The 23,992-nt window shown below is 47.9% G+C and carries 20 protein-coding genes; 16 read left to right on the top strand and 4 right to left on the bottom strand.

Going from position 1 to position 23,992, the window contains the following annotated elements; all coding sequences use genetic code 11:
• The first annotated feature begins 157 nt into the window (after window positions 1-157).
• Complete coding sequence (aspA, locus tag HP398_RS05875; RefSeq protein ID WP_017249427.1) at window positions 158-1,582, top strand: aspartate ammonia-lyase; 1,425 nt, start codon at window positions 158-160, stop codon at window positions 1,580-1,582.
• 70 nt (window positions 1,583-1,652) lie between these two features.
• Here aspA and pdaA read toward each other — a convergent pair whose 3' ends face one another.
• Entirely contained in the window at window positions 1,653-2,438 is a 786-nt protein-coding gene (pdaA, locus tag HP398_RS05870) for a delta-lactam-biosynthetic de-N-acetylase (protein ID WP_173622121.1), read from the bottom strand.
• A gap of 279 nt (window positions 2,439-2,717) precedes the next feature.
• On the opposite strand from pdaA, the gene HP398_RS05865 reads away from it, so the two are divergent.
• The 4 genes from HP398_RS05865 (at window position 2,718) to HP398_RS05850 (ending at window position 9,493) form a co-directional block, all read left to right on the top strand.
• Window positions 2,718-2,996 (top strand): hypothetical protein, encoded by a 279-nt coding sequence (locus HP398_RS05865; RefSeq protein WP_017249425.1) that lies wholly within the window; start codon window positions 2,718-2,720, stop codon window positions 2,994-2,996.
• Window positions 2,997-3,096: 100 nt separating this feature from the next.
• Window positions 3,097-6,369, top strand: a complete 3,273-nt coding sequence (locus HP398_RS05860; protein WP_173622120.1) for a DEAD/DEAH box helicase — start codon at window positions 3,097-3,099, stop codon at window positions 6,367-6,369.
• A 181-nt stretch (window positions 6,370-6,550) separates the two neighbouring features.
• On the top strand, window positions 6,551-8,311 hold the full coding sequence (locus tag HP398_RS05855) for a CotS family spore coat protein (RefSeq protein WP_173622119.1): 1,761 nt from the start codon (window positions 6,551-6,553) through the stop codon (window positions 8,309-8,311).
• A gap of 33 nt (window positions 8,312-8,344) precedes the next feature.
• The gene (locus HP398_RS05850; protein WP_017249422.1) at window positions 8,345-9,493 is read left to right on the top strand and encodes a glycosyltransferase family 4 protein; all 1,149 of its coding nucleotides are present in this window, start codon (window positions 8,345-8,347) and stop codon (window positions 9,491-9,493) included.
• A 242-nt stretch (window positions 9,494-9,735) separates the two neighbouring features.
• Here HP398_RS05850 and HP398_RS05845 read toward each other — a convergent pair whose 3' ends face one another.
• A complete protein-coding gene (locus tag HP398_RS05845) occupies window positions 9,736-10,401 on the bottom strand; it encodes a hypothetical protein (protein WP_100169698.1) in 666 nt (221 codons plus the stop codon).
• A 176-nt stretch (window positions 10,402-10,577) separates the two neighbouring features.
• Between HP398_RS05845 and HP398_RS05840 the strand changes: the two genes are divergently transcribed.
• From HP398_RS05840 to HP398_RS05820, 5 genes are read left to right on the top strand one after another with little or no spacing between them, the layout of a single operon-like run.
• The gene (locus HP398_RS05840) at window positions 10,578-11,615 is read left to right on the top strand and encodes a DUF7847 domain-containing protein (protein WP_173622118.1); all 1,038 of its coding nucleotides are present in this window, start codon (window positions 10,578-10,580) and stop codon (window positions 11,613-11,615) included.
• Complete coding sequence (locus HP398_RS05835) at window positions 11,608-12,234, top strand: DUF4129 domain-containing protein (protein ID WP_017249419.1); 627 nt, start codon at window positions 11,608-11,610, stop codon at window positions 12,232-12,234. The genes HP398_RS05840 and HP398_RS05835 overlap by 8 nt, the downstream gene beginning before the upstream one ends.
• Complete coding sequence (locus tag HP398_RS05830) at window positions 12,227-13,351, top strand: DUF4350 domain-containing protein (protein WP_173622117.1); 1,125 nt, start codon at window positions 12,227-12,229, stop codon at window positions 13,349-13,351. Before HP398_RS05835 ends, HP398_RS05830 begins: the two co-directional genes overlap by 8 nt.
• An 8-nt stretch (window positions 13,352-13,359) precedes the next feature.
• Window positions 13,360-14,280, top strand: a complete 921-nt coding sequence (locus tag HP398_RS05825; protein ID WP_017249417.1) for an AAA family ATPase — start codon at window positions 13,360-13,362, stop codon at window positions 14,278-14,280.
• Window positions 14,231-15,601 (top strand): DUF58 domain-containing protein, encoded by a 1,371-nt coding sequence (locus HP398_RS05820; protein ID WP_173622116.1) that lies wholly within the window; start codon window positions 14,231-14,233, stop codon window positions 15,599-15,601. The genes HP398_RS05825 and HP398_RS05820 overlap by 50 nt, the downstream gene beginning before the upstream one ends.
• Here HP398_RS05820 and HP398_RS05815 read toward each other — a convergent pair.
• A complete protein-coding gene (locus HP398_RS05815; protein ID WP_173622115.1) occupies window positions 15,568-16,548 on the bottom strand; it encodes a stage II sporulation protein M in 981 nt (326 codons plus the stop codon). The two genes, HP398_RS05820 and HP398_RS05815, sit on opposite strands and share 34 nt — an antisense overlap.
• A 79-nt stretch (window positions 16,549-16,627) precedes the next feature.
• On the opposite strand from HP398_RS05815, the gene HP398_RS05810 reads away from it, so the two are divergent.
• The 6 genes from HP398_RS05810 to HP398_RS05785 all read left to right on the top strand — a co-directional run bounded on the left by HP398_RS05810 (window position 16,628) and on the right by HP398_RS05785 (window position 23,181).
• Window positions 16,628-17,452, top strand: a complete 825-nt coding sequence (locus HP398_RS05810; RefSeq protein ID WP_017249414.1) for an RDD family protein — start codon at window positions 16,628-16,630, stop codon at window positions 17,450-17,452.
• A gap of 137 nt (window positions 17,453-17,589) precedes the next feature.
• Window positions 17,590-18,096 (top strand): coiled-coil domain-containing protein, encoded by a 507-nt coding sequence (locus HP398_RS05805; protein WP_017249413.1) that lies wholly within the window; start codon window positions 17,590-17,592, stop codon window positions 18,094-18,096.
• On the top strand, window positions 18,077-19,156 hold the full coding sequence (locus HP398_RS05800; RefSeq protein WP_173622114.1) for a phosphodiester glycosidase family protein: 1,080 nt from the start codon (window positions 18,077-18,079) through the stop codon (window positions 19,154-19,156). Before HP398_RS05805 ends, HP398_RS05800 begins: the two co-directional genes overlap by 20 nt.
• A 168-nt stretch (window positions 19,157-19,324) precedes the next feature.
• Window positions 19,325-21,358: a gamma-glutamyltransferase gene (gene ggt, locus HP398_RS05795; RefSeq protein WP_173622113.1), complete on the top strand. Its 2,034-nt coding sequence runs from the start codon at window positions 19,325-19,327 to the stop codon at window positions 21,356-21,358.
• A 27-nt stretch (window positions 21,359-21,385) separates the two neighbouring features.
• On the top strand, window positions 21,386-22,258 hold the full coding sequence (locus HP398_RS05790) for an NAD-dependent epimerase/dehydratase family protein (RefSeq protein WP_017249410.1): 873 nt from the start codon (window positions 21,386-21,388) through the stop codon (window positions 22,256-22,258).
• Between the two features lie 101 nt (window positions 22,259-22,359).
• Complete coding sequence (locus HP398_RS05785) at window positions 22,360-23,181, top strand: M15 family metallopeptidase (RefSeq protein WP_017249409.1); 822 nt, start codon at window positions 22,360-22,362, stop codon at window positions 23,179-23,181.
• Between the two features lie 61 nt (window positions 23,182-23,242).
• On the opposite strand, the gene lepB is transcribed toward HP398_RS05785, so the two are convergent.
• Window positions 23,243-23,803, bottom strand: a complete 561-nt coding sequence (gene lepB / locus HP398_RS05780) for a signal peptidase I (protein WP_106833574.1) — start codon at window positions 23,801-23,803, stop codon at window positions 23,243-23,245.
• Window positions 23,804-23,992 lie beyond the last annotated feature (189 nt).

Raw genomic sequence — 23,992 nt, 5'->3', positions numbered from 1 at the left:
TATCCCTCGATTCTGTCTGGTATGAAATGGTACCTACAAATAGTAAGACGTAAAAACAAATAATAGTGTTTCAGGTGGATGAGTCTTCCTGCATCAAACTGTGGTAGAATGGAGAGGAAGTAGCAACCATTATTCCTAGAAGGCTGGTCTGATAAGAATGGAACAACAGACGTTTCGAGTGGAAAAAGACTTTCTTGGCGAGAAGCAAATTCCAGTAGATGCTTATTATGGCGTGCAAACGATGCGAGCAACGGAAAACTTCCCAATCACCGGGTATCGTCTTCATTTTTCCCTCATCAATGCAATGGCAATGGTAAAAAAAGCAGCTGCGATGGCCAATATGGAAGTTTCCAGATTGAATCCACGGTTAGGAAATGCAATTGTCGCTGCGGCGGAAGAAATCATGCAAGGAAAATGGCATGATCAATTTATCGTCGATCCGATCCAGGGCGGAGCAGGTACTTCGATCAATATGAATGCCAACGAAGTGATCGCGAACCGCGGTCTTGAAATGCTGGGTGAGAAAAAAGGAGATTATTTCCACCTCAGCCCAAATACACATGTCAACATGTCTCAGTCTACCAATGATGCTTTCCCGACAGCGATTCATATTTCAACACTTACTCTGTTGGAAAAGCTGCTCGTGACAATGGATAAGATGCATGATGCATTTGGCCAAAAAGCAAAAGAATTCGATGATGTCATAAAAATGGGTAGAACGCATTTGCAGGATGCGGTTCCGATTCGCTTGGGCCAAGAATTCGAAGCATACCGTCGAGTGCTTGAGCGCGACATCAAGCGTATCAAGCAATCTCGTCAGCATTTGTACGAAGTGAATATGGGAGCGACTGCGGTAGGAACGGGTTTGAATGCTGACCCTCGTTACATTACAACAGTAGTCAAGCATCTTGCCGATATCACAGGCTTCCCGCTGACGGGTGCGGAGCATCTCGTGGATGCTACACAAAACACAGACGCGTACACAGAAGTATCAGCAGCACTGAAAGTTTGCATGATGAATATGTCTAAAATCGCAAATGACTTACGTTTGATGGCATCAGGACCTCGAGCTGGACTGGGAGAAATCTCCTTGCCAGCACGTCAGCCAGGCTCCTCGATTATGCCAGGAAAAGTCAATCCTGTCATGGCAGAACTCATCAACCAAGTAGCGTTTCAGGTCATCGGAAATGACCATACGATTTGTTTGGCTTCCGAGGCAGGTCAGCTAGAACTGAACGTTATGGAGCCTGTGCTTGTCTTCAACTTGCTGCAATCGATCAGCATTATGGACAATGCATTCGATGTCTTTACGCGTCACTGCTTGGAAGGAATCGAAGCAAACCGCGAGCGCATGAAAGAATACGTCGAAAAAAGCGTAGGCGTCATCACTGCGGTGAATCCTCATCTCGGATATGAGACTGCTGCACGCATTGCCCGCGAAGCCATTTTGACAGGAAAGTCTGTACGTGAGCTGTGCTTGCAACACAATGTACTGACAGAAGAAGAACTGGATCTGATTCTCGATCCATTTGAAATGACTCATCCAGGTATTGCTGGAGCATCCTTGCTGGATCGCGACTAAACCAAAAAACTCCCGCGCTTTGCACATGCGAAGCAGCGGGAGTTTTTGCTTGCAAAAGGAAGGGCTTGCACTACTTTTTCGGAAGCTGCTCCAAGCTCTTGAATTCATAGCCTTGCTTGCGTGCTTCATCGATCATCATCCCGAGTGCCTCTGCATTGTCTTTGGAGACAGAATGGAGCAGAATGACAGCGCCAGGATGCAATTGAGCCATCACGCTATCATAGGCATATTTTGCCCCTCGCTGGACTTTGGTATCCCAATCTTTATAGGCGACCGACCAAAAAACATTGGTATAGCCCATATCTTTGGTTACAGCAAGTGTGCGATCGCTGAAAATTCCTCTAGGAGGTCGTAAGTAACGCATGTTAGCTTGTCCGGTCACTTGCTGGACTGCATCCCTTACTTTCGTCAGTTCGTCTTTGATTTTCTGATTCGATACGGTTGTCATATCGGGATGGCTCCAGGAATGGTTGCCGATTAGATGTCCCTCTTGCGCCATTCGCTTTAACAACTCGGGCTGTTCCTTCACAAAGTGCCCTGTCACAAAGAAAATGGCAGGGACTTTTTTCGCGACAAGTGTATCTAAAATCTTTGGTGTAAAGCCGTTTTCATAACCGTTATCAAACGTCAAGTAAAGCTCTTTTTTCGTGGTATCCCCTAAAAAAACCGCACCGTGACGATCCACAATGCCTTTAAAGCCTTCCTCGTTAATAGAGGGTAACTGACCATTCTTGCTCTTTTTAAATCCAAAATGGTACGGGTGATCTGGTGAGGCCATAATCGAGTCAACTGGCAAGGCACTTGTAAGCAACAAGCTAATCCCGATCAACAAGCTTTTGATCCATCGTCTTTTCAATAAGGAGCTCTCCCTTCTGTAGCGAAGTCATGATGTATTTAAGGCGATTCCATCAAAAGTTTGTCCAGTCTACTTCCAAATATGTAAACGTACATCTGCAACAGCGGCTAGGTAGAAGGGCAAGTGAAGCGGTATTCCAAGTTGTGTAAAAATCTTCTCTGGATAGGGAGACAACTGTCCATACAAGAAAAAGGAACTCGTCATATAGTATCAAAGTCGACAGAAAACTGTTGGCAAATGCTACCAAGTAATCATCTATAGCCAGGAGGTGTGGTTAACATGGAAGAATGGTTGGAGCAATTACGTGATGCCATCGGTGAAGGTGCAGAAGAATTGGAAGTAAAAATCGAATACGAAGATGGTACCACGAAAAAATTGTACTTCGGCAGTAATGATGAAGAAGATGAAGACGAAGATGAAGAATCCGAAGACGAAGAATCCGAAGACGAAGAATCCGAAGACGAAGAATCCGAAGACGAGGAATCCGAAGACGAGGAATCTGAAGACGAGGAATCCGATGACGAAGAAGAAGATGACGACGAAGATGACGACGACTAATCGTTTGTATTTGTTGAAAAAAGATACGCGTACATGCGTATCTTTTTTCTGTTGCATTCTGTAATATTAAACATATTTCATGATGAGGATGGAGCAGAAAATGAGCTTTCAAGTGAGTCATCAAACGATAAAAGAATGGTGTGGTCGCCTTTCCTATGAAAGAGGAAAGACGTTTTACCGTTCTGGGAACGTGCTTGTGGAGCATTTTCAACAGGAGCCTGCCTGGATCAAAACCACAGTGAACGCAGGAAAAAATAATTATCAGGTCACGATTGAACTGGACGAGTCTGGTATGGCAGCAGTGTGTAGTTGTCCTACTTTAGCGTCGTATGATCACTACTGCCAACATATCGCAGCTTCGTTGTTAACCATGCGTGATCTGCAAGTAGACGAGCATCCTGGCAGCTATTCCACTTCCTTTGCAACGAGACAAGCAGGCAGGACAACCCAGCCTGATTCCCAGCTAACAGAGGGACTGTTCGGCTTGTTCGTGGACCGGCCGATTCGGACAAGCCATAATCGCGTGTTGCTGGATTCACGAACAACGCTTGCCTTGGAAATCATATGTAAAATCATACCGTACGGCTTTCGCAAGAGCATGATCGGAATAGAGCTGAAGCTAGGGCCAAAGAGGTTGTACATCGTAAAGGACATTCGCGCGTTTTTAGACCAGGTGGATAAGCAGCAAGTGTATCGTTTCTCTAGCCAATTTGCCTATGATCCGAATTTGCATCGCTTTTTGCCAGAGCATGAAGCCATTCTCCGTGAACTCCTGCAAGTTTACCGCACGGAAAAAATATATCGAGAGACAGCAAGCTACCATTATCAGGAACAGAAGCATGTGGGTGGGGAACGGGTTCTTCTTGTTCCACCCTTTACCTGGGAGCGATTATTTGCTTTGCTACTTACCGCACCGACTGTTCACATTCAGCATCATGACCAAATGTATCCAACGTTTGCATGTATAGATGAGCCGCCGCCACTCCACTTCGAATTCGACCAGACCAAAACCGATCAATATCAGCTGGAAGTCCAAGGATTCAAGCAAATCACTGTCTTGGAAGCTTACGGATTGTTGCTCGTAGATGGCATATGGCACAGACTACCAAAGGAACAATGCCACAGTTTGGCTGAGCTGAAGTACCTGCTAGAGTCTCATAGCAGCGAGCGAATTCACATTCCCGCGGAAAAAATCGAGCCATTCATGGTGCAGGTTGTCCCGGCCTTGATGAAACTGGGGAACGTGCAAATTGCAAAGGCCGTCTCGGAACGAGTCGTGCAATTCCAGTTAAAAGCCAAGCTGTATTTGGACAGGGTAAGAGACCGGCTGCTGGCGGGACTTGAGTTTCAATATGGCGATATCGTCATCAATCCGCTGGAAGGGAATGAAGGAGGAGGGCAACGTGGCAGTGAGCTGATTTTAATGCGTGATGGGGAGAAGGAGCGGCAGATTTTAGGGCTGATGGAGGAAAGTGCCTTTATCCGCACGGAAGGCGGGTATTTTCTAGATGACGAGGAAGCTGAGTACGACTTCCTTTACCACGTCGTCCCTAAGCTGGAAAAACTGTTAAAGGTATACGCAACAACTTCCGTAAAAATCAGGATTCAGCCTCTCCACCTACCACCAAAAGTAAAAGTGGATGTTGATGAGCGAACAAATTGGCTGGATTTTCGCTTTGATATGGATGGGATACCCGAGTCCGAGATCCGAAGTGTTATCCAATCGGTAGAAGAAAAGCGCAGATATCATCGGCTGTCGAATGGAGCACTTCTGCCACTTGAGACAAAGGAATTTGAGCAAATCAATCGTTTCCTGGACGAGATGGGCATGCAATATGCTGAGCAAATGGGGAGTGGTTTTCAACTGCCTGCTTTTCGGGGACTGCGCTTGCTTGATATACCCATGCAGGGACAGTCTGTTCAGCTAGGCAAATCATTGCGCCAGTTTTTGGAGAATATGCGTAACCCTGATAATCTGGACTTTCCAGTACCCGAATCATTGCAGGCGACACTTCGAGATTATCAGAAGTTTGGTTATCAATGGATGAGAACATTGGCACACTACGGCTTTGGGGGAATTCTCGCAGACGATATGGGACTGGGGAAGACGTTGCAAAGTATTACCTTTCTTCTCTCTGTCCTGCCCGAAATCCGAGAACAAAAGCTCCCGGCGATTATCGTGGCTCCTGCCTCTCTTTTATACAATTGGCACAATGAAATTAAAAAGTTCGCGCCAAATATCCGTAGCGTTATTGTGGATGGAACGAAGGAAGAGCGGAATCAAATCGTAAACGAGCTGTCAGAAATCGATGTGCTCATTACTTCGTATCCGCTCTTGCGTCGTGATCATGCCCAGTTCGAGGAGTATTCCTTCCACACCTTGATCTTGGATGAAGCGCAAACCTTCAAAAACTATGTGACCCAAACAGCTCAGACAGTAAAACGATTGAAAGCTAAGCATCGCTTTGCTCTTACGGGAACACCTGTGGAAAACAGGATAGAGGAGCTGTGGTCCATCTACGATGCTGTTTTCCCTGAGCTTTTTCCGGCAAGAAAGGAATTCCTCGACTTGCCGCGAGATACGATTGCGAAGCGGACGCGCCCATTTTTACTACGCAGGCTTAAGACTGAGGTACTGAAGGAATTGCCGGCCAAAATTGAAACACTGCAAAGCGCAATGCTGTTGCCAGAACAGAAAAAGCTGTATGTCGCCTATTTGGCGCAGCTCCAACAGGAAACAGTGAAGCATCTGTACAATAAAGGCTTTCAAAAAAATCGGATCAAAATTCTCGCTGGCTTGACGAGACTGCGTCAGATATGTTGTCATCCGGCGCTGTTCGTCAAAGAGTATGACGGCGGGTCAGCCAAGCTCGAACAGCTATTCGAGATCATCGGTGAATGCAAAAACGCTGGGAAGCGCGTTTTGCTCTTTTCTCAATTTACGGAGATGCTAGGGATAATCGGACGCGAGCTGGGGTATCACGGTGTCCCGTTTTTCTATCTAGACGGACAGACACCAGTGGCAGAGAGACTAGATTTGTGCAACCGATTTAACGAGGGCGAGCGAGATCTGTTTCTCATGTCATTGAAAGCTGGGGGAACAGGATTGAATGTGACGGGTGCGGACACCGTAATCTTGTATGATCTGTGGTGGAATCCCGCTGTGGAACAACAGGCAGCTGATCGTGCCCATCGTATCGGACAAAAGAACGTCGTTCAAGTGATCAGGCTTGTTGCAGAGGGGACGGTCGAAGAGAAGATGTACGAGCTGCAACAAAAAAAGAAAAACTTGATCGAGGAAATCATTACACCGGGGCACGAGGCTATCTCTTCTTTAACCGAGCAAGAAATACGCGAATTGCTGATGATTTAACATGAACAGCTTGACTGTCGCTACCATGCGAGGGGTCAAGCTGTTTTTGCGAGACTTTATCCCTGTGCGAATAACGAATTGGCAGACTCCCAATGATATTTGTCCGGTTCGAGATAAGAATATAGCGAATAGCTTATGGAGAAGGACGAAGGCATCACCACAGTAGTGTGGGGGGAATGGAATGGAACAATATGTGATTAAGCCATGGGATACCCGAGAAGGGAATGTGGAAACGCCGGCTAACTGGGATTTGACAGTGCCACCAGAAGTAGACGCGATCGCAGAAGAAGTGGTCAAAGAGTATGACATGTCGGTGAAGAGTCGTACGCTCATTACTTCCAAGCCAGACAAAGGCGGGGCTATTTGGCGCATTGAAACAGATAAAGGTCCGCGCAGCCTAAAGGTACTGCACCGTACGCCTGAACGCAGTCTCTATAGTGTGGCTTTCCAAGAATACGTCGTCAAACAGGGGGCAAGGGTACCAGCACTGATTCCTGCCCGAAATGGCAGTCTATTTGTGGAAAAAGGCGGGAAACTCTGGATTGTTACCGATTGGATTGCTTTGCAACCGGCAACAAAAGTAGATTTGGTAGGCGCGCAAGAACTTTGCTACGGTCTTGGTGAATTCCATCGTCATTCGAAAGGCTATATTCCGCCCGCAGGAGCCAAAAACTCTTCCCGTTTATATCGTTGGCCCAATCATTATCAAAAGATTGCCAAAAAAATCGGGTGGATGCGGGAAGTAGCAAAAGCCTACAGTGAAACACCAACAAGTAAATCCATTTTGGCCGTCGTTGATCACTATGAACAGCAAGCATGGGCAGCCTTAGAGAAACTAAAAACATCTTCCTATCCGAAAATGATCAAAATGGGAGAGGCGCACTGGGGATTGGTGCACCAAGATTACGGCTGGTCAAATGGTCAAAATGGTCCGGGAGGGCTTTGGGTCATCGACCTGGATGGCGTGTCGTACGATTTGCCATTTCGGGATTTGCGCAAGCTCATCACCAGTACGATGGATGATATGGGCGTCTGGGATGTTACCTGGATGCGCGGCATGATCGAAGCCTATCATAAGGCGAATCCACTGGATCGCGAATCGTTTGAAGTGCTCTTAAATGATATGGCAGTGCCAAACGAATTTTATAAGCACCTCAAAGAGATGTTTTATGATCCCGCAATCTTTCTGTCGACGGAAGCGGAAGGCATTTTGCAGCGAGTGTTGACGGGGGATAAAACGAAAGATGCGGCATTGGCAGAACTTGCAAAAGATATCAGCAAATACGAACCGGGCAACTATGACCAAATAACGGAAGTAGTTGAACCGCAAAGGCTGGCGTCAGGTATCAAGGACTTCATACCTGTTGCGGTATCCACTCCACCGACAGAGTCTTTGGTCGAGGTGCCGAAAGACGAAAAGTCCAAGAGCAAGGTGTCTAAGGTGAAGGTATCCAAAGACAAAGAGTCCAAAGTCAAGCAGCCTGCAAGCGACAAAACGCCAGTAATACCGGAAGAAAGCCAGCAAGAAGGGGCAGAGGCAGAACAAAGCACTACTCGCAGAACTCGAATCTCATTTTCGGGAAATGTTCCTTTTACGCCATCAGCGCCACTCGCTACAAGCGAAGCACGAAACCTCGTTCGTCGAAACAAAAAGCGGGGGATGAGCTCAGCTGTCTCAAAAAGCAGCAGCAATAAGTCAAGCAAGCCTCAAAGAAGAGTAAAGGTCTCTATCAATGTAAAAGCCAAATCACCACAAGCAAAACCCGCAAGTCAAACAGGGAAAAGCAAAAAAGGAACTGTGTGGACATCTAAACAGCAGTCCCGGACCGTCACTTCCAACAAGAGCAAGAAAGTTGCCAAGACGGCGAAACCAAGCCGTAAATTCATCAACAATCAGATGAAGAAACAGCGTCATAAATCAAAGAAGACGAGAGGCAACTAATGTAAGAAGTCGGAACGGGAAAGGAGAATACGGATGAAAGTTATCATGGTCTGTACAGAGAAATTGCCAGTCCCTCCTATACGAGGGGGAGCGATTCAGACTTATATTGCAGGGATTGCAGATATTCTAGGGAGGCATCACGAGCTGACTATCCTGGGAACGTCGGATCCCACGCTACCGATGGATGAAAAAGTTCGCAATGCACGTTATGTGCGGGTAAATGGTCAAGGGGTGTTCGAGATTTATGCACGCGAAGTAGCCGCTTTCCTAAGTGCGAACAACTATGATGTTATCCATGTTTTTAACCGACCGCGGATGGTTCCCATCATTCGTGAAGTATGCCCGAACGCACGTATCATTTTAAGTATGCACAATGATATGTTTGATCCGGTAAAAATAGGGCAGGCAGAAGCTGCTAGAGCCGTTGCTGAAACAGAACGCATCATCACCATCAGCGATTATGTCGGCCGGGTCATTTCCTCGCTATATCCTGAAGCCACAAACAAGCTTCGTACGATTTATTCAGGTGTGAACTTGGAAACGTTTGTTCCGGTGGAAGGATCCAATACGGCGCAAAAGATTCGTCAGGAACTGCGGTCGACGCACAATCTTGGCAACAAACAAGTGATATTGTTTGTAGGACGATTGACGCCGAAAAAAGGGGCCGACATTCTGGTTCGCGCGATGAATGAACTCCGCTCCTACCATTCCAACATCGCTCTCGTCTTAGTTGGAGGGTCCTGGTACGGTGAAAATAAAATCAGTGACTATGCAGCATATGTACGATCATTGGCGAATCGTTCGCCTGTTCCGGTAATTACAACGGGATTTGTTCCGGCAGATCAGATTCACCACTGGTTCTGGGCGGGGGACGTTTTTGTCTGTCCTTCGCAATGGGAGGAACCACTGGCACGTGTCCATTATGAAGCGATGGCTGCCGGTCTGCCTTTTGTCACGACAAAACGGGGTGGAAATGCTGAGGTGATCATCGGAGGCAATGGACTGTTGGTCGAGCAGCCGGAGGACCCTCAAGCGTTTGCTGTACAGCTGAAACAACTATTGTCCAGCCGCGATCTCCAACGTCAAATGGGGAGAAGTGGACGCCAGCTTGCCGAACAAAGATTTACATGGGATCGAGTTGCGAGAGATGTGCTAGATGTATGGAATAACATGGGTAGGTAAAACCAAAAAGTGAATGCTATCAGCCCACTTCCCTAAAGAGAGATCGGAGAAGTGGGCGTTTATTCATACCTTCGGGACGAAAGAGACTTGCAATGTCCTTCTAGAGTGGACAGGCCTGTCTGAACAAAAGGGCTCGTCCCACATGCCTATTGTACGAAATGGGGGAAGATGGGGGGAATCTACTACGCACAGACTCCCCGCATCTTCAGGTAATCCTGAAGCTCCTTAGAATATCAGCTTGTTCAATTAGGTTCTGCATTTGGAATAATCGCGACGATGTGGGTGATAGGAATAAGAATAGAGGCTCCGTTTGTACGTGAGGAGGGTAAGGTCTGTAATTCAATGATTCCTTCGTCCACTCTAAGAAGCTTGCCGACTCGGTAAGAACGACTCTCAGGTCCCCAATCCGTCGTCAGTAAGATCTCCACAAGTTGATCGTTTCTCATGCATTTGCTGAGTTCTTGACGAAGCCCTTCAATACATACTTGATCAGCCGATTCTTCCGTTTCGACATCTACCTTCACTAATGGTGCAGGGATGACGATTGGCTTCGGTGCTTCTACTTGTACAACAGGTGCCTCTACTTGTACAACAGGTACCTCTACTTGTACAACAGGTGCCTCTACTTTTACAACAGGTGGCTCTACATGTACAACAGGTGGCTCTACATGTACAACAGGCGCTTCTACATGTACAACAGGAGCGTCTACTTGTACAACAGGTGCTTCTACTTGTGGAATGGGGGTGGTCACATTCACTTGAGGTGCGCGAACGTGGATACGGGCAAAACGGCGTAGTTGCCTGAGCAGACTATTGGATTTGCGTTTGGTAGATCGCTTCTTGCAGGGGCAGCAGCGGGTTTGCTTTGCTTTTAATTTCTTCTTTCTCAATGCTTTCAAAGGCAACACCCTCCTTACTATGCATGAAATATCATATTCAGTAGGGTGGCGACCGCATTGGACTAACACCTGATTTGACAAAATCAGGCAGGAAAACATTAGCAAAATTAGATGATTTTTTTAAAAAAATAGGAAAATCGTGTATACTTATCAGGTAATCTCAAAAAGAAAGATGGAGGTTTCTCATGAATCGTACGCCGATTGCCCCCATGGGAGTGGGGAAGCTGTTGGACAAGAGCTTTTCTGTGTATCGCCAGCATTTTGGAGCATTCTTTTTGTTGGCTTTAATTTGGTTCGGTCCATTGTTACTCCTGCAGCAACTGCTTTTGGTTGATCTGACCAGAGTGCCTTTGCTCGCACAAGATACAGAAGGTATGGATTTTGCAGAATCGTTAGGCGCAAGATTTGCCGGACAAGAAGAATTTATGACACAAAGCCTTCCGATGCTGCTCATATTCATATTCCTTGTCGCACCAATCCTTTTGATCATCGCCTATCCGCAAATGATTTCCGGTTCGATTTTACTGACGAAGGCTGCTCTCGAGGGTGAGACCTTGAGCCTAAAAGATGCCTTAAAGGGGGCACTTCGTCGATTTTGGCCGCTCGCGGGCAGTACTTTCCTATATGGAGTAATCGCGTTTGCAGTGTCGACAGCATTTGTCATCGTATATGGATTGATTTTCGTTATGATCGCCTTCGCCGGTGGGATGACATTAGAAACCATGTTTGATCCGTCAGATGAAGGCAGCATTGTGCTTATGATCGTTTTAGTTTTATTTGGCTATTTATTCTTAATTGCTGGGATGATGCTCGTACCAGGCTATTTCTTAATTCGTTGGGGTTTTTATATGCCGCTCGTTCTGTTCGAACGCGATGGAGTCGGAATCGGCCAGAGCTGGAATATGACAAAAGGAAACTTTTGGCGTTTATTCGGTCTTTTTGTTGTTCTCAGTGTGATCTACTCGATGTTCTCTAGCGGCATGCAATTAGTACTCACTGGCGTCTTAGGTACATCTATCCTCGCGCAAATTATTCTGGTTGCACTTACCTGCCTCTTGACCCCTTGGATGGCCATTGTTTACGCGTTGGCTTACTTTGATCTGCGCGTGAGAAAAGAAGGGACAGATTTACAAGAGCTAGTTAGCCGTCAGCTTGCCACATCTGCACCAGTAGAACCAGCAACGCCTACCCCTGCACAAGAGCCGGGAGTTACTCATGATTAGCACGAGTCCTTGGGTAGATGACAAGGAGCATTTACAAGAGATTCTAGCCAGAGACGAGTTCAATTTGCCCCAAGGCAGTGGCGAGAACTGGATTCAAAGAGCGATGGAGTTTGTGATCGAGTTGCTCGCCGATCTTTTTCAGTGGACTCATATTCCAACTGGTGCTGCTAATACCGTATCTACACTCGTGCTCATTATGGCAGTACTGGGACTGGTCGGCATCATTTACTGGTTGTTCCGCAGAATGATTTGGGTGCAGAAGAAGCATCAACCGCTGTTTATGGACGGTGAAAAAATACGTTCTCATGCAGACTATTTGCGTGATGCGAAAGAAAAAGCAGCGCGAGGAGAATGGCGGGAAGGAGAACGCTCGTTGTTTTTGGCGTTGTTGGTCTATATGCAAATGAAGTCATGGGTTCGTGTGGAGAAATGGAAAACGAATTGGGAATACGCAGAAGAAATTGAGGCAAATCAACCGAGCTTACGCGATGTGTTCGGCAGCTTCGCACGAGAATTCGACGCTGTTTGGTACGGGCAAGCACTTGTTGATGAAGGGTCGTTTTGGCAACGTGTAAACGAACTGGAAGGCATCTGGCGCGAGGAGGGACAGCATGGATAGTTTGCGCACCTATCGTGTCGGAATAGTTGTGGCTACCTTGTTGCTCGTCATCGTGGGCTGGTTGATCGTCAAGCCTACAGCTGAGCCTCTCCCACCGTATTTGGCTTCATCTGCACAGCCGAGCGGACTCAAGGCTGTGCTCGTACTCCTGGAGGAAAAAGGCAAGCAGGTAAAGGAATGGCGGCAGCCTATGCGTTTTTTACCAACAGCAACTGGGCAGGCCATGCTCGTAGTAGAACCAGAAAAACTGATGCCAGAGGAACAGATAGACATTCTGGATTGGGTCAGTGAAGGCAATGACCTGATTCTCTTTCAGTCGAGACCAGAGTGGGAAGACCTTCCCTTTTATACGGAGTACATCCGGGAAAAAGAAAATCAGGAGCGAAACATTCAGGGACCTCTCGTCCAGGGCAGGTTCATGGGCAAAGCAGAGACCTCATTTCGATTTTTAGAAGATGAGGACATGGAGCCACTACTCTACGACGATCAGGGGATACTCGGAGGAAGAACAGAAGTAGGAGATGGCAGTGTCACGTTTTTTCTCGTACCGGAATGGCTAACCAATCAAAAAATTGATCGACTGTCCCACTTTGAAGCGATCTGGCCGTATGTACAAGGAGACTGGTCCGTCCTGTGGGTAGACGAATACCATCACGGCTTGCAGGAAAAACCAGGTTTTCTGGCGATCTATCCGGGCTGGCTCATAGCTGCCTGCATTCAACTCGGTATCCTGCTTTTGCTGTATGTGTGGTGGAGAGGAAAACGTTTCGGACCGGTCTATACGCTTAGGGAATGGACGGTGCGCCGTGGTGATGAGACGTTGCTCGCCGTGTCTAGCTGGTATGAGCGAAGAGGGCTGGCACAGGATGCGTTGCGCCATCGAGAAGCGTACATGCGACAGCTGTTGTACGATCGGTGGGGAGTGCACCAACGAGCTGATCGTGTGGAAATCATGCGATATGCCAAAACAAGATGGACAAATCAAGAGGTAGAGAAATTTGCTCATCTGCTAGAACGACTGGAACAGGCAAAAAACGAAGGGCGATACGCGCCGAAGAGCTTGCTTGCAGACAGTCTTTTGTTGGATGAGATTACGAAGCGTCTGGAGAAGGAGTGACAACTACTGTGGAGCAATTGTTGCAACAAATGGAAAAAGAACTGGTTGGTCAGCGGCAAAATGTTCGGTTACTGCTAACAGCTTTGGTTGCCGGCGGGCACGTTTTGCTAGAAGGTGTACCCGGTATCGGAAAGACGAAAATGGTAAGGACCTTATCGGAATTGATGGGGGGCGTAAGCAAGCGCGTCCAGTTCACGCCTGACATGATGCCATCGGACATTATTGGTCATGTGGTGTTCAATATGCAGCAGAACCAGTTTGAGACAATCAAAGGTCCTGTTTTCGCTAACTTATTGCTGGCGGACGAGATCAACCGGACTCCCCCGAAAACCCAAGCTGCCCTTTTAGAAGCAATGGAGGAAGGGCAAGTGACGATTCATGGTGTCACCTATCCTTTGCCAGATCCGTTTTTCGTCGTCGCCACGCAAAACCCGGTGGAGTACGAAGGGACGTATGTGTTGCCGGAGGCTCAACTTGATCGCTTTTTGTTCAAGCTAACAATGTCGTATCCTTCTCATGAAAATGAAAAGCAAATCCTCGCCAAACATATTCCCAATAAGCGCAGCCACGAGCGTAATCAAGAGCCGCTCTTTACATGGGAGGCGATTTTGGAGAAGCGACGCCAATTAGAAGAAGTGGTTGTGGATGATTCGATTCTGGAGTACATAACGACACTGATTCGCAATACACGCGAAACGAAGCGATTACTCTTAGGTGCCAGCTCTCGTGCCGGAATCGCCGTGTTGATGGCGAGTAAAGCCTGGGCACTTTTGGACAATCGCAAGTTTGTGACGCCTGATGACGTGAAGATGGTGGCCCGCCCTGCATTGCGGCACCGACTCATTCTGTCACCGCAGGTAGAATTGGAGGGGGGTACCAGTGACCACATCATCGAAGAGACGCTGGCGGCTATTCCAGTTCCTCGCTGATTTTTTGGCAGACCGTTTTGTCTTGCCATCCAAGGGACTGCTTGTGGCAGTTTTTCTAGGCACACCCATCGCGATCGTCGGATTTCTACTGGAGATTGGCTATTCGACATTCTTTTTGTACAACGGTTTACTCCTGATCGCTAGCATCTTGGATTGGGTTACCATCCCCAAGCGTCGAGACTTGTCGATCCAGCGAATTTTGCCTGAGCAGACGGATATCGGACAATCGTTTTCGATCGAGCTTGAACTGGCGAACAGAAGCGGGCAATCCGTTGCGTACTCTATCGTGGATGATCTTCCGCTGTCATTTGAAGAAGCCGGACCGATCACAGGTGTGATGGAGCGACCCTTAACCAACCTAAGTTTTGAAACAAGAGGAAAAGAACGCGGAGAGTACGTGTTCCGCTGGCTTTACATGCGGTGGCATGGCAGGCTCGGCTTGTGGTATCGCCAAAGCCGCTTTGCGTGTGAACAAACAATCAAGGTATATCCTGACCTTTCAGCCGTTCGTGGCTATTTGGCTTCGTTGCAGGAGAGCTTGATCGTCGACGGGAAAAAAATTATGCGCAGGGCGAAAGCGGGTACTGAATTCCATGCGATCCGCGATTACGTCCCTGACGATGATCCTCGGATGATTAACTGGTCTGCATCAGCACGCTCCCGACGTCTGATGACGAACCAATATCGCCCAGAGCATGGCAAAGTGATTACCATTTTGATCGATTGCGGCAGGTTGATGGGCGTCGAGCTGGATAACCAGACGAGACTGGATCGATCGCTGGAGTCTGCTCTCACGTTAGCGGCAGTGGCATTGCGTCAAGGAGATCAGGTAGCGTTACTAGCCTATTCGCATGAGATCAAGACGTACATACCTCCAGGCAGAGGGCTGCGCCACTTGCACACCCTTTTGGAGGCAACCTACAACCTGACGAGTGATTTTGTAGAGGCTGATCCGGCGAAGGCGCTTGAATTTTTGAATCGCCAGCAGAAGAGAAGGAGCTTGGTGGTACTTTTTTCAGATATGGAAAATTACCTTGTCGAAGATCAGTTGAGCAATTATTTGTGGCGGATGCGCCGTTCGCATTTGATCTTGCTGCTGTCTTTGGCAGATCCGCTTCTGCATGAATGGAGTCATATAGCCACGAGCAACAGCAGCTTGGCGTTTACGAAGGCGGTAGCTCAGCGGTTCCAGCTCGATCGCAGGGCGTTTCAACAAAAAATGATCGGCGCGGGTATCCAGGTACTGGACGTTCCGGCCGATCAATTGACGCTGACGGTTATCAATACTTATTTGGACATCAAATCAAGAGAAGCTTTGTGAGAATCGGGTCTGTATCCGAGGAGGTACCAGGCAATTAGCAAAAGCAATGTGCCGACAGCTACGATGTACTTGGCTTCGAGTGAGAGGCTCGATGGAGTGATGTAGCCCTCGATGATTCCCGCGATGAACAAGAGTGGGATAGTAGCCAATAGCAGATGCGCAGATTCTTTTGCCGCCTCCAAAAATTGATGTTTTCGAGCGTAGCGGCCGGGCACAAGCAGGCGGTACCCCATGTGAAGACCTGCTCCGCCAGCAATGAAGATGGCAGTCAGCTCGATCACGCCGTGTGGCAAAATGTAGGCCCAAAACGCATAGCTGCTATCTGCATGATAGTAGACGGCTGCCAAAGCGCCAACCAGAAGGCCATTGAATAAGAGAAGGTAGATGGGGACGATTCCGAATGTAATTCCACTGACAAAGGCCAGCATCGCAACTTTGATGTTGTTGGTCATAATCATCGTGGAGATGACCGGACTGTCAAGAGAGTCGTGCCCTTCTCCCAGCCTGGATGGATCGATCTGCTCCGCCATCCCTTGTGGCAATACATAATACAGGTTGAGTGGATCGACCATAACGGCAGCAAAGCCAGAAATACCACCAATGATGAATAGAAGCGCTGCCACACCAATGAAGCTCATTCGCTTATGTACGAGACCCATCAGGTAGCTGCCAAAGAAATGCTTGAGCTGCTGCCAGCTGCCTATTCGCTGCTTGTAAGCCAAATTATGTGCACGTAAAACGAGTTGATTTAAGTAGAGCGTGATCTCGTCTGCAGGATGGTAGGAGCGCACATAGGCCAAATGAGCAGATGTTTTCTTATATAGTTGTGTCAGGCGATCAATATCGGTAGCACTGATGTGCCGAGGTTGTCGGGTAAAACGCTCCACTAATTGTTCCAGTTCGGCCCAAGAGGCTTTATGCTTGTGCCAAAACGAGGTAATATCCATGTATAATGCCTCCTTACATTAACGCGTGTTTCAAAACTAGAAAAAACCTCAAAGTTTCGAGGGGGGGAAGAAAACCATCATGAATGAACCGACATACGTCAGTGGGTCAAATCGAGAAGCTTCTGTCGTGACACCCGAGCATGTTATGCTGCGATTTCAGACGGCAGGTCTAGGCAGCCGCGCCACTGCGATGCTGATAGATACAGGAATCTTGCTCCTGGTTAATCTTACTGTATTTATTTTGTTTGGTATAGTTTTATTTGGAAATGAAGATGATTTTTTCCTGGATTCTGGCAACTACGCGTTGGCCATCGTCCTCCTGGTTATCTTCGTCGTGAATTTTGGTTACTTTTGGTTACAGGAAGCACTCTGGGGCGGACAGACCGTTGGCAAAAGGCTGGTCGGAATCCGGGTCATCCGTGAAAACGGGCAGCCTGCGACGTTTGTTTCCTCGACGATCCGGAATCTGTTTCGCATCATTGACGCAATGCCAACTGGTTATTTTCTCGGGGCGCTCGTATGCTTTTTCCACCCCCGTGATAAGCGAATTGGCGATATGGTAGCGGGCACAATTGTCGTGGTAGAGTCAGGACAGCGATCGACTCTTTTTCAGAAAAAGAAAGACAAACAGCCAAACGGCTTTGATTTGAATCATGCGCTACTCGTGCTTGAAGAGCGGCAAAAACAGGCGATCACCCGAGAGGACTGGCAGTTGCTTTCCTCCTTTATCAGCAGATCATCCTCTTTATCTCAAGCGAAAAAATATGAGCTCGGGAATCAAATTGCCAGCATCATGCGCAAAAAATTAGAGCTTGTTGACGAACAGACCACCAAGGAAGACCCGATCCTGTTTTTGCAAAGACTGCACAATCAGCTGCAAAGCGAATTTCAACTCCGAAAATAAAGAGAGATACCGCCAAATAAATGGCGGTATTTTCTTTTCTCGACTTATTTATCCATTATTCAGCAAAATGCTGATTCAAAAACTTTCTATGTTATAATGAAACCTCACTCTATGTCTCAGAAAGGAGGAGGGAGCCGATGGACGACAAATACATGGGAACGTCATCGACTTCGTCACCGACACTGCCACTCCCGGCAAACGGGAAGCAAAAAGGAAGACGCAGAAGAGGCAGCCTTTTTCAGGCATTGATTCCCTCCCAGACAGAAGGTAAGCGTCCTTTACTACCGATCGTTTTGGCCGTTCTGGTCTGGGTAGGACTCGCCTACGCTGGATATGCCTTTGCTGTTTATACGTTGGACAAGCAGCAGCAATTTGTGAACCAACGAATTGATCAAATTCAAGAAGATAACCAAAAGCAGATGAAGGCATTGGGAGATCAATTGACTCTGGTGCAGGAAGAAATGCAAAATGTCCAGAAGGGTCTGGGAAATCTGGAAGAAGATTTGGCATTGACGGGTGAAACCATTGGTGGCACGAACAAGACCAAAGAAGCTCTGCAGGATCGGGTTGACCAGCTCAACAAACAGCTGGTTGATTTGAAAGCATCTCTGAAAAAATTGGAGGATGCTGCCCGTGCTTGGTAAGATCAACCGTTTCTTTCTCTTTCTGTTGGCGCCTGCTCTCGGTTTTTTGGTCGCTTTTGGGCTGGACAATCCAGTGGACAAGCTCCAGACGGAAGGCCTAAAGCTTCCTTCTGCCGTAGCGAAGAGCCAAGCAGATGAGCTGGGGGAACGGCTCAACGACACCAAGGTGCAGCTTCGAAATGTAGAAGTCGTCATCGAAGACATCCAGGATCGCTCGAAAAAGGAACAGAAAGAATACGAGCAACAAAACAAGAACATCAGCAGCGCACTTGAAGCGAGCAAATCCCAGACGCAAAAATCTGCGGATGTATTGGACACGATTTTGTCCAACATGCTTGGCAAGCCGATCGGTCAACACTTCGGGAAAAACTCGACAGTAAAAGTCTATTCCCTGCAAGAAGGCGGATACCGCGGTTATATGGCCAAAGTTCGCCTCAATGATCCGAAAGCGTTGAAAATGGTGCTGGCCAACAACTCCGTGAAAAGTAAGGGAGAAACGACGAGTCAAGCTGGTAAACGTACAGGAGCCATTCTTGCGATCAATGCAGGCGGCTTTATGGCGGACAAGCAGGGCAATCTGACTCCGTTAGGTATTACTGTTGTTGACGGCAAGATTCGAACCTTTTCCAATAATGCGAAGCTGAGCTTTGTCGGCTTTAACAACAAAGGTCATCTGGTCGGAACAAGCATCAAGACGCAGGCGCAAATTACGCAACAAGGGATATTGCAGGGAGCGAGTTTTTTGCCGCGTCTCTTGCAGGACGGAAAGCGAATGCCTATCCCTCGTGAATGGGCGAATGCGCGTCAACCGCGAACACTGATCGGCCATTTCGACAACGGCGATTTGCTGCTGATTGTCATTGATGGAAGACGAGATGGCTGGAGTAATGGTGTTACGCTGGAGGAAGCGCAAAAAAAACTGCAAGAGTGGCATGTCGTGGATGCATATAACCTCGACGGCGGTGGCTCCAGTGCGTTTTATTACAATGGCAAGCTGCTGAACAAGCCTTCTGGCGGCAAAGAACGACGCGTGGTGAGCAATTTGGTCATCATGCCATAAGCAAAAATCGCTACACTCTTCTGTGAAGACGACAAGTCTTGCTGCAGAAGAGTGTTTTTTTCTGTAGAGAAAAGTTTGCCTAGGCAACTGTGAATGTGGGTTGACCTTAAAAAATGCTGAAAATTATAATAATAGGTAGAAGTAATGAAATGGAATAGGAGGGATCGCATGAAAAAAGGGATGTTGGTTGCTCTCTCGATTGTTTCCGTGCTTTCGTTTCCTCATTTTGCTGTAGGAAAAGTCCCAGGTGTGCCAGCAGGTGTGCAAGGAGCTACAAAAGGAATTGTCGCGGTCTCTCATCCAGCAGCGGCGCAGGTCGGTAGAGATATCTTGGCAAAGGGCGGCAATGCGATTGACGCTGCGGCTGGGATCCAATTTGCTCTGAATGTGGCAGAACCGTATATGTCCGGTATCGGCGGTGGTGGTTTCATGATGATTTATGTGAAGGATCAGAACAAAGTGACGGTGATAGATAGTCGGGAAGTGGCGCCTGCCAAGGTGACTCCCACTATGTTTTTGCAGGCAGATGGTAAGCCGATCCCCTTTGAGGAGAGACATACGAGCGGTCAAGCCGTAGGTGTCCCAGGGACATTGCTGGGTGTAGAGCAGGCGCTGGAATCGTATGGGACATGGGGCTTGGGAAAAGTGATAGAACCGTCGATTGAATTGGCGGAAAAAGGAGTTCGCATCAACTGGGTGTCCGCTCAATTTATTGCCAATTCCATGGAAAAGCTGAAAAAGCACGGTACTGCTGCACAGGTGTTTGCGCCAAACGGAGTTCCACTCAAAGAAGGCGAGATGCTGGTTCAGCCCCAATTGGCGAAAACGTTGAAGATCATCCGCGACAAAGGCTCGGATGCCTTGTATGAAGGGGAAATTGGCAAGGCCCTCGTCGAGGAGGTACAAAGAACAGGTGGCACCATGACACTCGATGATTTGCAGGCGTATCAAGTGAAAGAGCGTGAACCAGTCCGGGGCATGTATCGCGGATATGAAGTGATTTCGATGGCACCACCCAGCTCTGGCGGCTTGACACTCATTCAGATTTTGAAGCTGATGGAAGGCTACGATAACAAAAAGGACGGAATCGGGTCGGTGGCCTATTTGCATCATCTGATCGAAGCCAACCACCTCGCCTACGCAGATCGGGCGGCTTATATGGCGGACGAGGACGTTTATCCGGTACCGAAAAAGGGGCTGATTGCAGACGAATACATCAAGGAACGACGTCAGCTCATTCGTGAAGAAACCGGGAATGCCAATATTGTGGCAGGAGATCCTTGGAAGTACGATCCTGGCAAAAAGCCAGAGGTGTCAATGAAACTGAGAGATCAATCTCCGGTCAAGCAGACCACGCACTTCTCTGTGATGGACAAATGGGGGAATATCGTTGCGTATACGACCACCATTGAAGATATTTTTGGCAGCGGTGTGATGGTTCCTGGTTATGGATTCATGCTCAATAATGAGCTTACGGATTTTGACGCGATTCCTGGCGGTGTCAATCAGGTCGAGCCTGGCAAGCGCCCACGTTCGAGCATGACACCAACTATGGTGCTAAAAGACGGGAAGCCTTTTTTAGCAATTGGCTCGCCTGGTGGCTCCACGATTATCGCCTCCGTATCGCAGACGATTCTCAATGTGATCGATCATGGAATGGAAATTGAGGATGCGATCCGTGCACCACGCATTTTTTCTAGCAGCTATCCGAATGTGACGTGGGAAGCGGGCATTGACCAAGATGTCATCCTGCAATTGATGGCAAAAGGTCACGTCTTTGCTGAGGAACCGTCGAACATTGGCAACGTCCAAGCGATTGTGTACGATTTTGAAACAGGAAAAATGTACGGCGGAGCCGATAACACACGCGAGGGTACTGTACTCGGGGTCGATGCCATTGCGTATACGGCTGCTCAGCCAATCCAGTCACCAATAGAAAAAGAAGGCCCCTTTGATTTACGAGTAAACGGCAATGTCTACCCATATACAGCAGAGCAAAAAGTGATGATAAATGGAGTAGCGTATGTTCACGCCAAAAAGTTGCTGTTAGGGTTGGGACAAAAAGTGACGTCCTTCCAGTCCGATGTGGTCATGGTGCAGGGAATTCCTTACTTGCCTGTCAAAAAAGTTGGCGAGAAGCTGGGCTATACGGTCATGTGGAAGGAAGGAGAGCGGTCCATCGAGTTGAATAGCAAAAAGTAGGCTGATCAAGGAAAGGATGTAGCAAAAATGAAGAAAGTACTTGTACTCGGAGGAACGCGATTTTTTGGAAAGCGATTAGTCCAGCTTCTCGTCGCAGCTGGGGCAGACGTTACTGTGGCAACGAGGGGGCTTTCCCAAGTGGAGTTGCCTACCTCTGTCAAAAGAATGACGCTTGATCGCGATGACGTCCATTCACTAGCAGTCGCAGGGGAAGAGCAATGGGACGTGGTATACGATAACATTTGTTATTCCTCCCAAAATGCAATGGATGCGTGTAAAGTTTTTCGGGGCAAAGTGGGTACGTACGTTTTGACCTCTACCTTGTCCGTCTATGATTATGCAGAGGAACCATTACAGGAAGAAGCATTTGATCCATACACGTATGAAATCAACCAGAAAACGAGAGACGAGACAACCTATCAAGAGGGGAAACGTCAAGCAGAAGCCGTCTTTTTTCAGGAAAAGGCCTTCCCTGTCGTAGCTGTTCGTTTTCCAATTGTGCTAGCGGAAGACGATTACACACGTCGGCTATGGTTTCATATTGAGCATGTGCAAGAAGAGCAACCGATTGGAATCACGAATCCCACTGCCCGGATGTGTTTCATACATGCACAGGAAGCAGCTCAATTTTTGGCATGGGTGGCGACAACGTCCATCACAGGGCCAGTGAATGCGTGCTCGGATGGGACTGTTTCGCTTGCTGAGCTGATGGAGATGATTGGGCAAACAGTCGGAAAACCTGCCCGAATCGAGCCAACGACAGATGCTTCTGATGCGTCTCCCTTTGGATTTGTAGCATCCTTTTACATGGATAACGGGAAGGCTAAGGCCGCGGGCTTCCCGTTTTGGTCGTTGGATGAATGGTTACCAGCGCTTGTCAAAAAACTAAACGAGGAATAGACCTTTCGAAAAAGCGTGACCTATCTACCTTTTCTTTCGTAGTACTCCATGGTAAGGTAGAGCAGAACATATGTGTCTGTAAGGAACCAGGAGGATCGATCATGAACAAAAATCGCACCAGCAGCCTTGCGATCGTCGCAGCACTATCAGTAGCACTACTCAGCGGATGTGAACCTCCCTCATTAAGTGGATTGTTATCCAGCGAGTCGAATGGACAGTCCGCGGGTGAGGGAACGCAGTCAACGACAGTTGAGCCAAATAACGAGGAGACAGCACGTCCCCAACGGGCATCTCTTGCAGAGACGATAAAAGATGTGGATGGAGTGCCAACCGTTACGAATGAAACAGAGCTCTCGGTTGTCGTAAATAAACAGCGGGCACTGCCTGCCGATTATATTCCACCGGATTTGGTGGAGCCGAATGTGCCGTTTCCTTTTGATGAAAAAGTGGAGAAGCGATTGCTGAGAGCAGAAGCTGCTCAAGCATTAGAAGAGCTGTTTGCCAAAGCAAAGACAGAAGGTATCGAACTGTATGCTGTTTCTGGCTACCGCTCGTATAAGACCCAAAAATCGCTGTACGAAACGTATGTAAGGACGCAAGGTGCTGAACATGCTGCTGCCTACAGTGCCGTACCTGGAAAGAGCGAGCATCAGACTGGTTTAGCTATGGATGTGTCTGGATATGATGCAAGTACACGCTTGGAAGAATCATTTGCTGAGACACCTGAAGGAATATGGCTGGCAGCCAACTGTGCAGACTTTGGGTTCGTTATTCGTTATTTGAAGGGCAAGGAAGATACGACTGGATATGCGTATGAGCCTTGGCATTTGCGTTATGTAGGGAAGGAAATGGCGAAAGAAATTATGGCAGGTGGCCTTACTTTGGAGGATTATTTTTCTGAAGCGGCAATTGCTCACAAATAGCGCCATCGAAAACAAAAGAGCCGCCCCGATAAGGAGCGGCTTTTTGAAGTCTGGATAAATGCTAACGTGGGAGACGGACCTGGGACAGCGGCCAGTATACGACTTCTGCGCGTCCTACTACATGATCCAGTTGAACAGGGCCAATGACGCGGCTGTCCATACTGTTGTTGCGATTATCCCCCATGACAAACACGCTGCCCTCAGGAATCTTCACAGGATCAAAATCTTCGGTTAACGTCACACCTGCTGTAGAGGTTTTGAGCTTGTTTTCGACCAGATACTCTTCGCTGAGAGGTTGGCCATTGACATACACTTGATCATTTTTGGCTTCAACGGTGTCTCCAGCCACTGCGACTACGCGCTTGATCCAGTTGTCGCCAGTTGCGTCTGGATGAACGATGACGATATCGCCAGGCTGCGGTTCTTTGAGGTAGTAAATCGCTTTGTTTACGATGACGCGCTCGCGGTCATGCAGCGTACTTTCCATGGAACGCCCTTGGACAACGTAGGGAGCCATGACAAAGACGTAGATAAAAGCAGTCAATCCGCCAATCAAAACAAACGATTTTAACCAATCGAGCAATTCCACTTTCCATTTTGAGGTAGGGTTGGTTTGTTCCATTGAAATTCTCCTATGTATGTAGATTCTGTGGCAAATATGCCTGGGTCAAATGCCTCGTGTGTATAAGGCTGTCTTCCCATTATACATGCTTTACGAATGGATACGAAAGATGATTCAAGGAAATAATTGGCTGCGTGGGTGAAGAAGGAAAAAGTCTTAACATTATTTTGCAAGCTTACCTATTGTCAG

Source organism: Brevibacillus sp. HB1.4B, from assembly GCF_013284285.1.
Classification (GTDB): Bacteria; Bacillota; Bacilli; order Brevibacillales; family Brevibacillaceae; genus Brevibacillus; species Brevibacillus porteri.
Note: the sequence above shows the minus strand (reverse complement) of the source record. Positions and strands in the feature narration are given on the sequence as shown.

Coding starts and splice junctions, on each gene's coding strand:
- aspA (WP_017249427.1), top strand. CDS start 158: ATGGAACAACAGACGTTTCGAGTGGAAAAAGACTTTCTTGGCGAGAAG.
- HP398_RS05865 (WP_017249425.1), top strand. CDS start 2,718: ATGGAAGAATGGTTGGAGCAATTACGTGATGCCATCGGTGAAGGTGCA.
- HP398_RS05860 (WP_173622120.1), top strand. CDS start 3,097: ATGAGCTTTCAAGTGAGTCATCAAACGATAAAAGAATGGTGTGGTCGC.
- HP398_RS05855 (WP_173622119.1), top strand. CDS start 6,551: ATGGAACAATATGTGATTAAGCCATGGGATACCCGAGAAGGGAATGTG.
- HP398_RS05850 (WP_017249422.1), top strand. CDS start 8,345: ATGAAAGTTATCATGGTCTGTACAGAGAAATTGCCAGTCCCTCCTATA.
- HP398_RS05840 (WP_173622118.1), top strand. CDS start 10,578: ATGAATCGTACGCCGATTGCCCCCATGGGAGTGGGGAAGCTGTTGGAC.
- HP398_RS05835 (WP_017249419.1), top strand. CDS start 11,608: ATGATTAGCACGAGTCCTTGGGTAGATGACAAGGAGCATTTACAAGAG.
- HP398_RS05830 (WP_173622117.1), top strand. CDS start 12,227: ATGGATAGTTTGCGCACCTATCGTGTCGGAATAGTTGTGGCTACCTTG.
- HP398_RS05815 (WP_173622115.1), bottom strand. CDS start 16,548: ATGGATATTACCTCGTTTTGGCACAAGCATAAAGCCTCTTGGGCCGAA.
- HP398_RS05810 (WP_017249414.1), top strand. CDS start 16,628: ATGAATGAACCGACATACGTCAGTGGGTCAAATCGAGAAGCTTCTGTC.
- HP398_RS05805 (WP_017249413.1), top strand. CDS start 17,590: ATGGACGACAAATACATGGGAACGTCATCGACTTCGTCACCGACACTG.
- HP398_RS05800 (WP_173622114.1), top strand. CDS start 18,077: ATGCTGCCCGTGCTTGGTAAGATCAACCGTTTCTTTCTCTTTCTGTTG.
- ggt (WP_173622113.1), top strand. CDS start 19,325: ATGAAAAAAGGGATGTTGGTTGCTCTCTCGATTGTTTCCGTGCTTTCG.
- HP398_RS05790 (WP_017249410.1), top strand. CDS start 21,386: ATGAAGAAAGTACTTGTACTCGGAGGAACGCGATTTTTTGGAAAGCGA.
- HP398_RS05785 (WP_017249409.1), top strand. CDS start 22,360: ATGAACAAAAATCGCACCAGCAGCCTTGCGATCGTCGCAGCACTATCA.
- lepB (WP_106833574.1), bottom strand. CDS start 23,803: ATGGAACAAACCAACCCTACCTCAAAATGGAAAGTGGAATTGCTCGAT.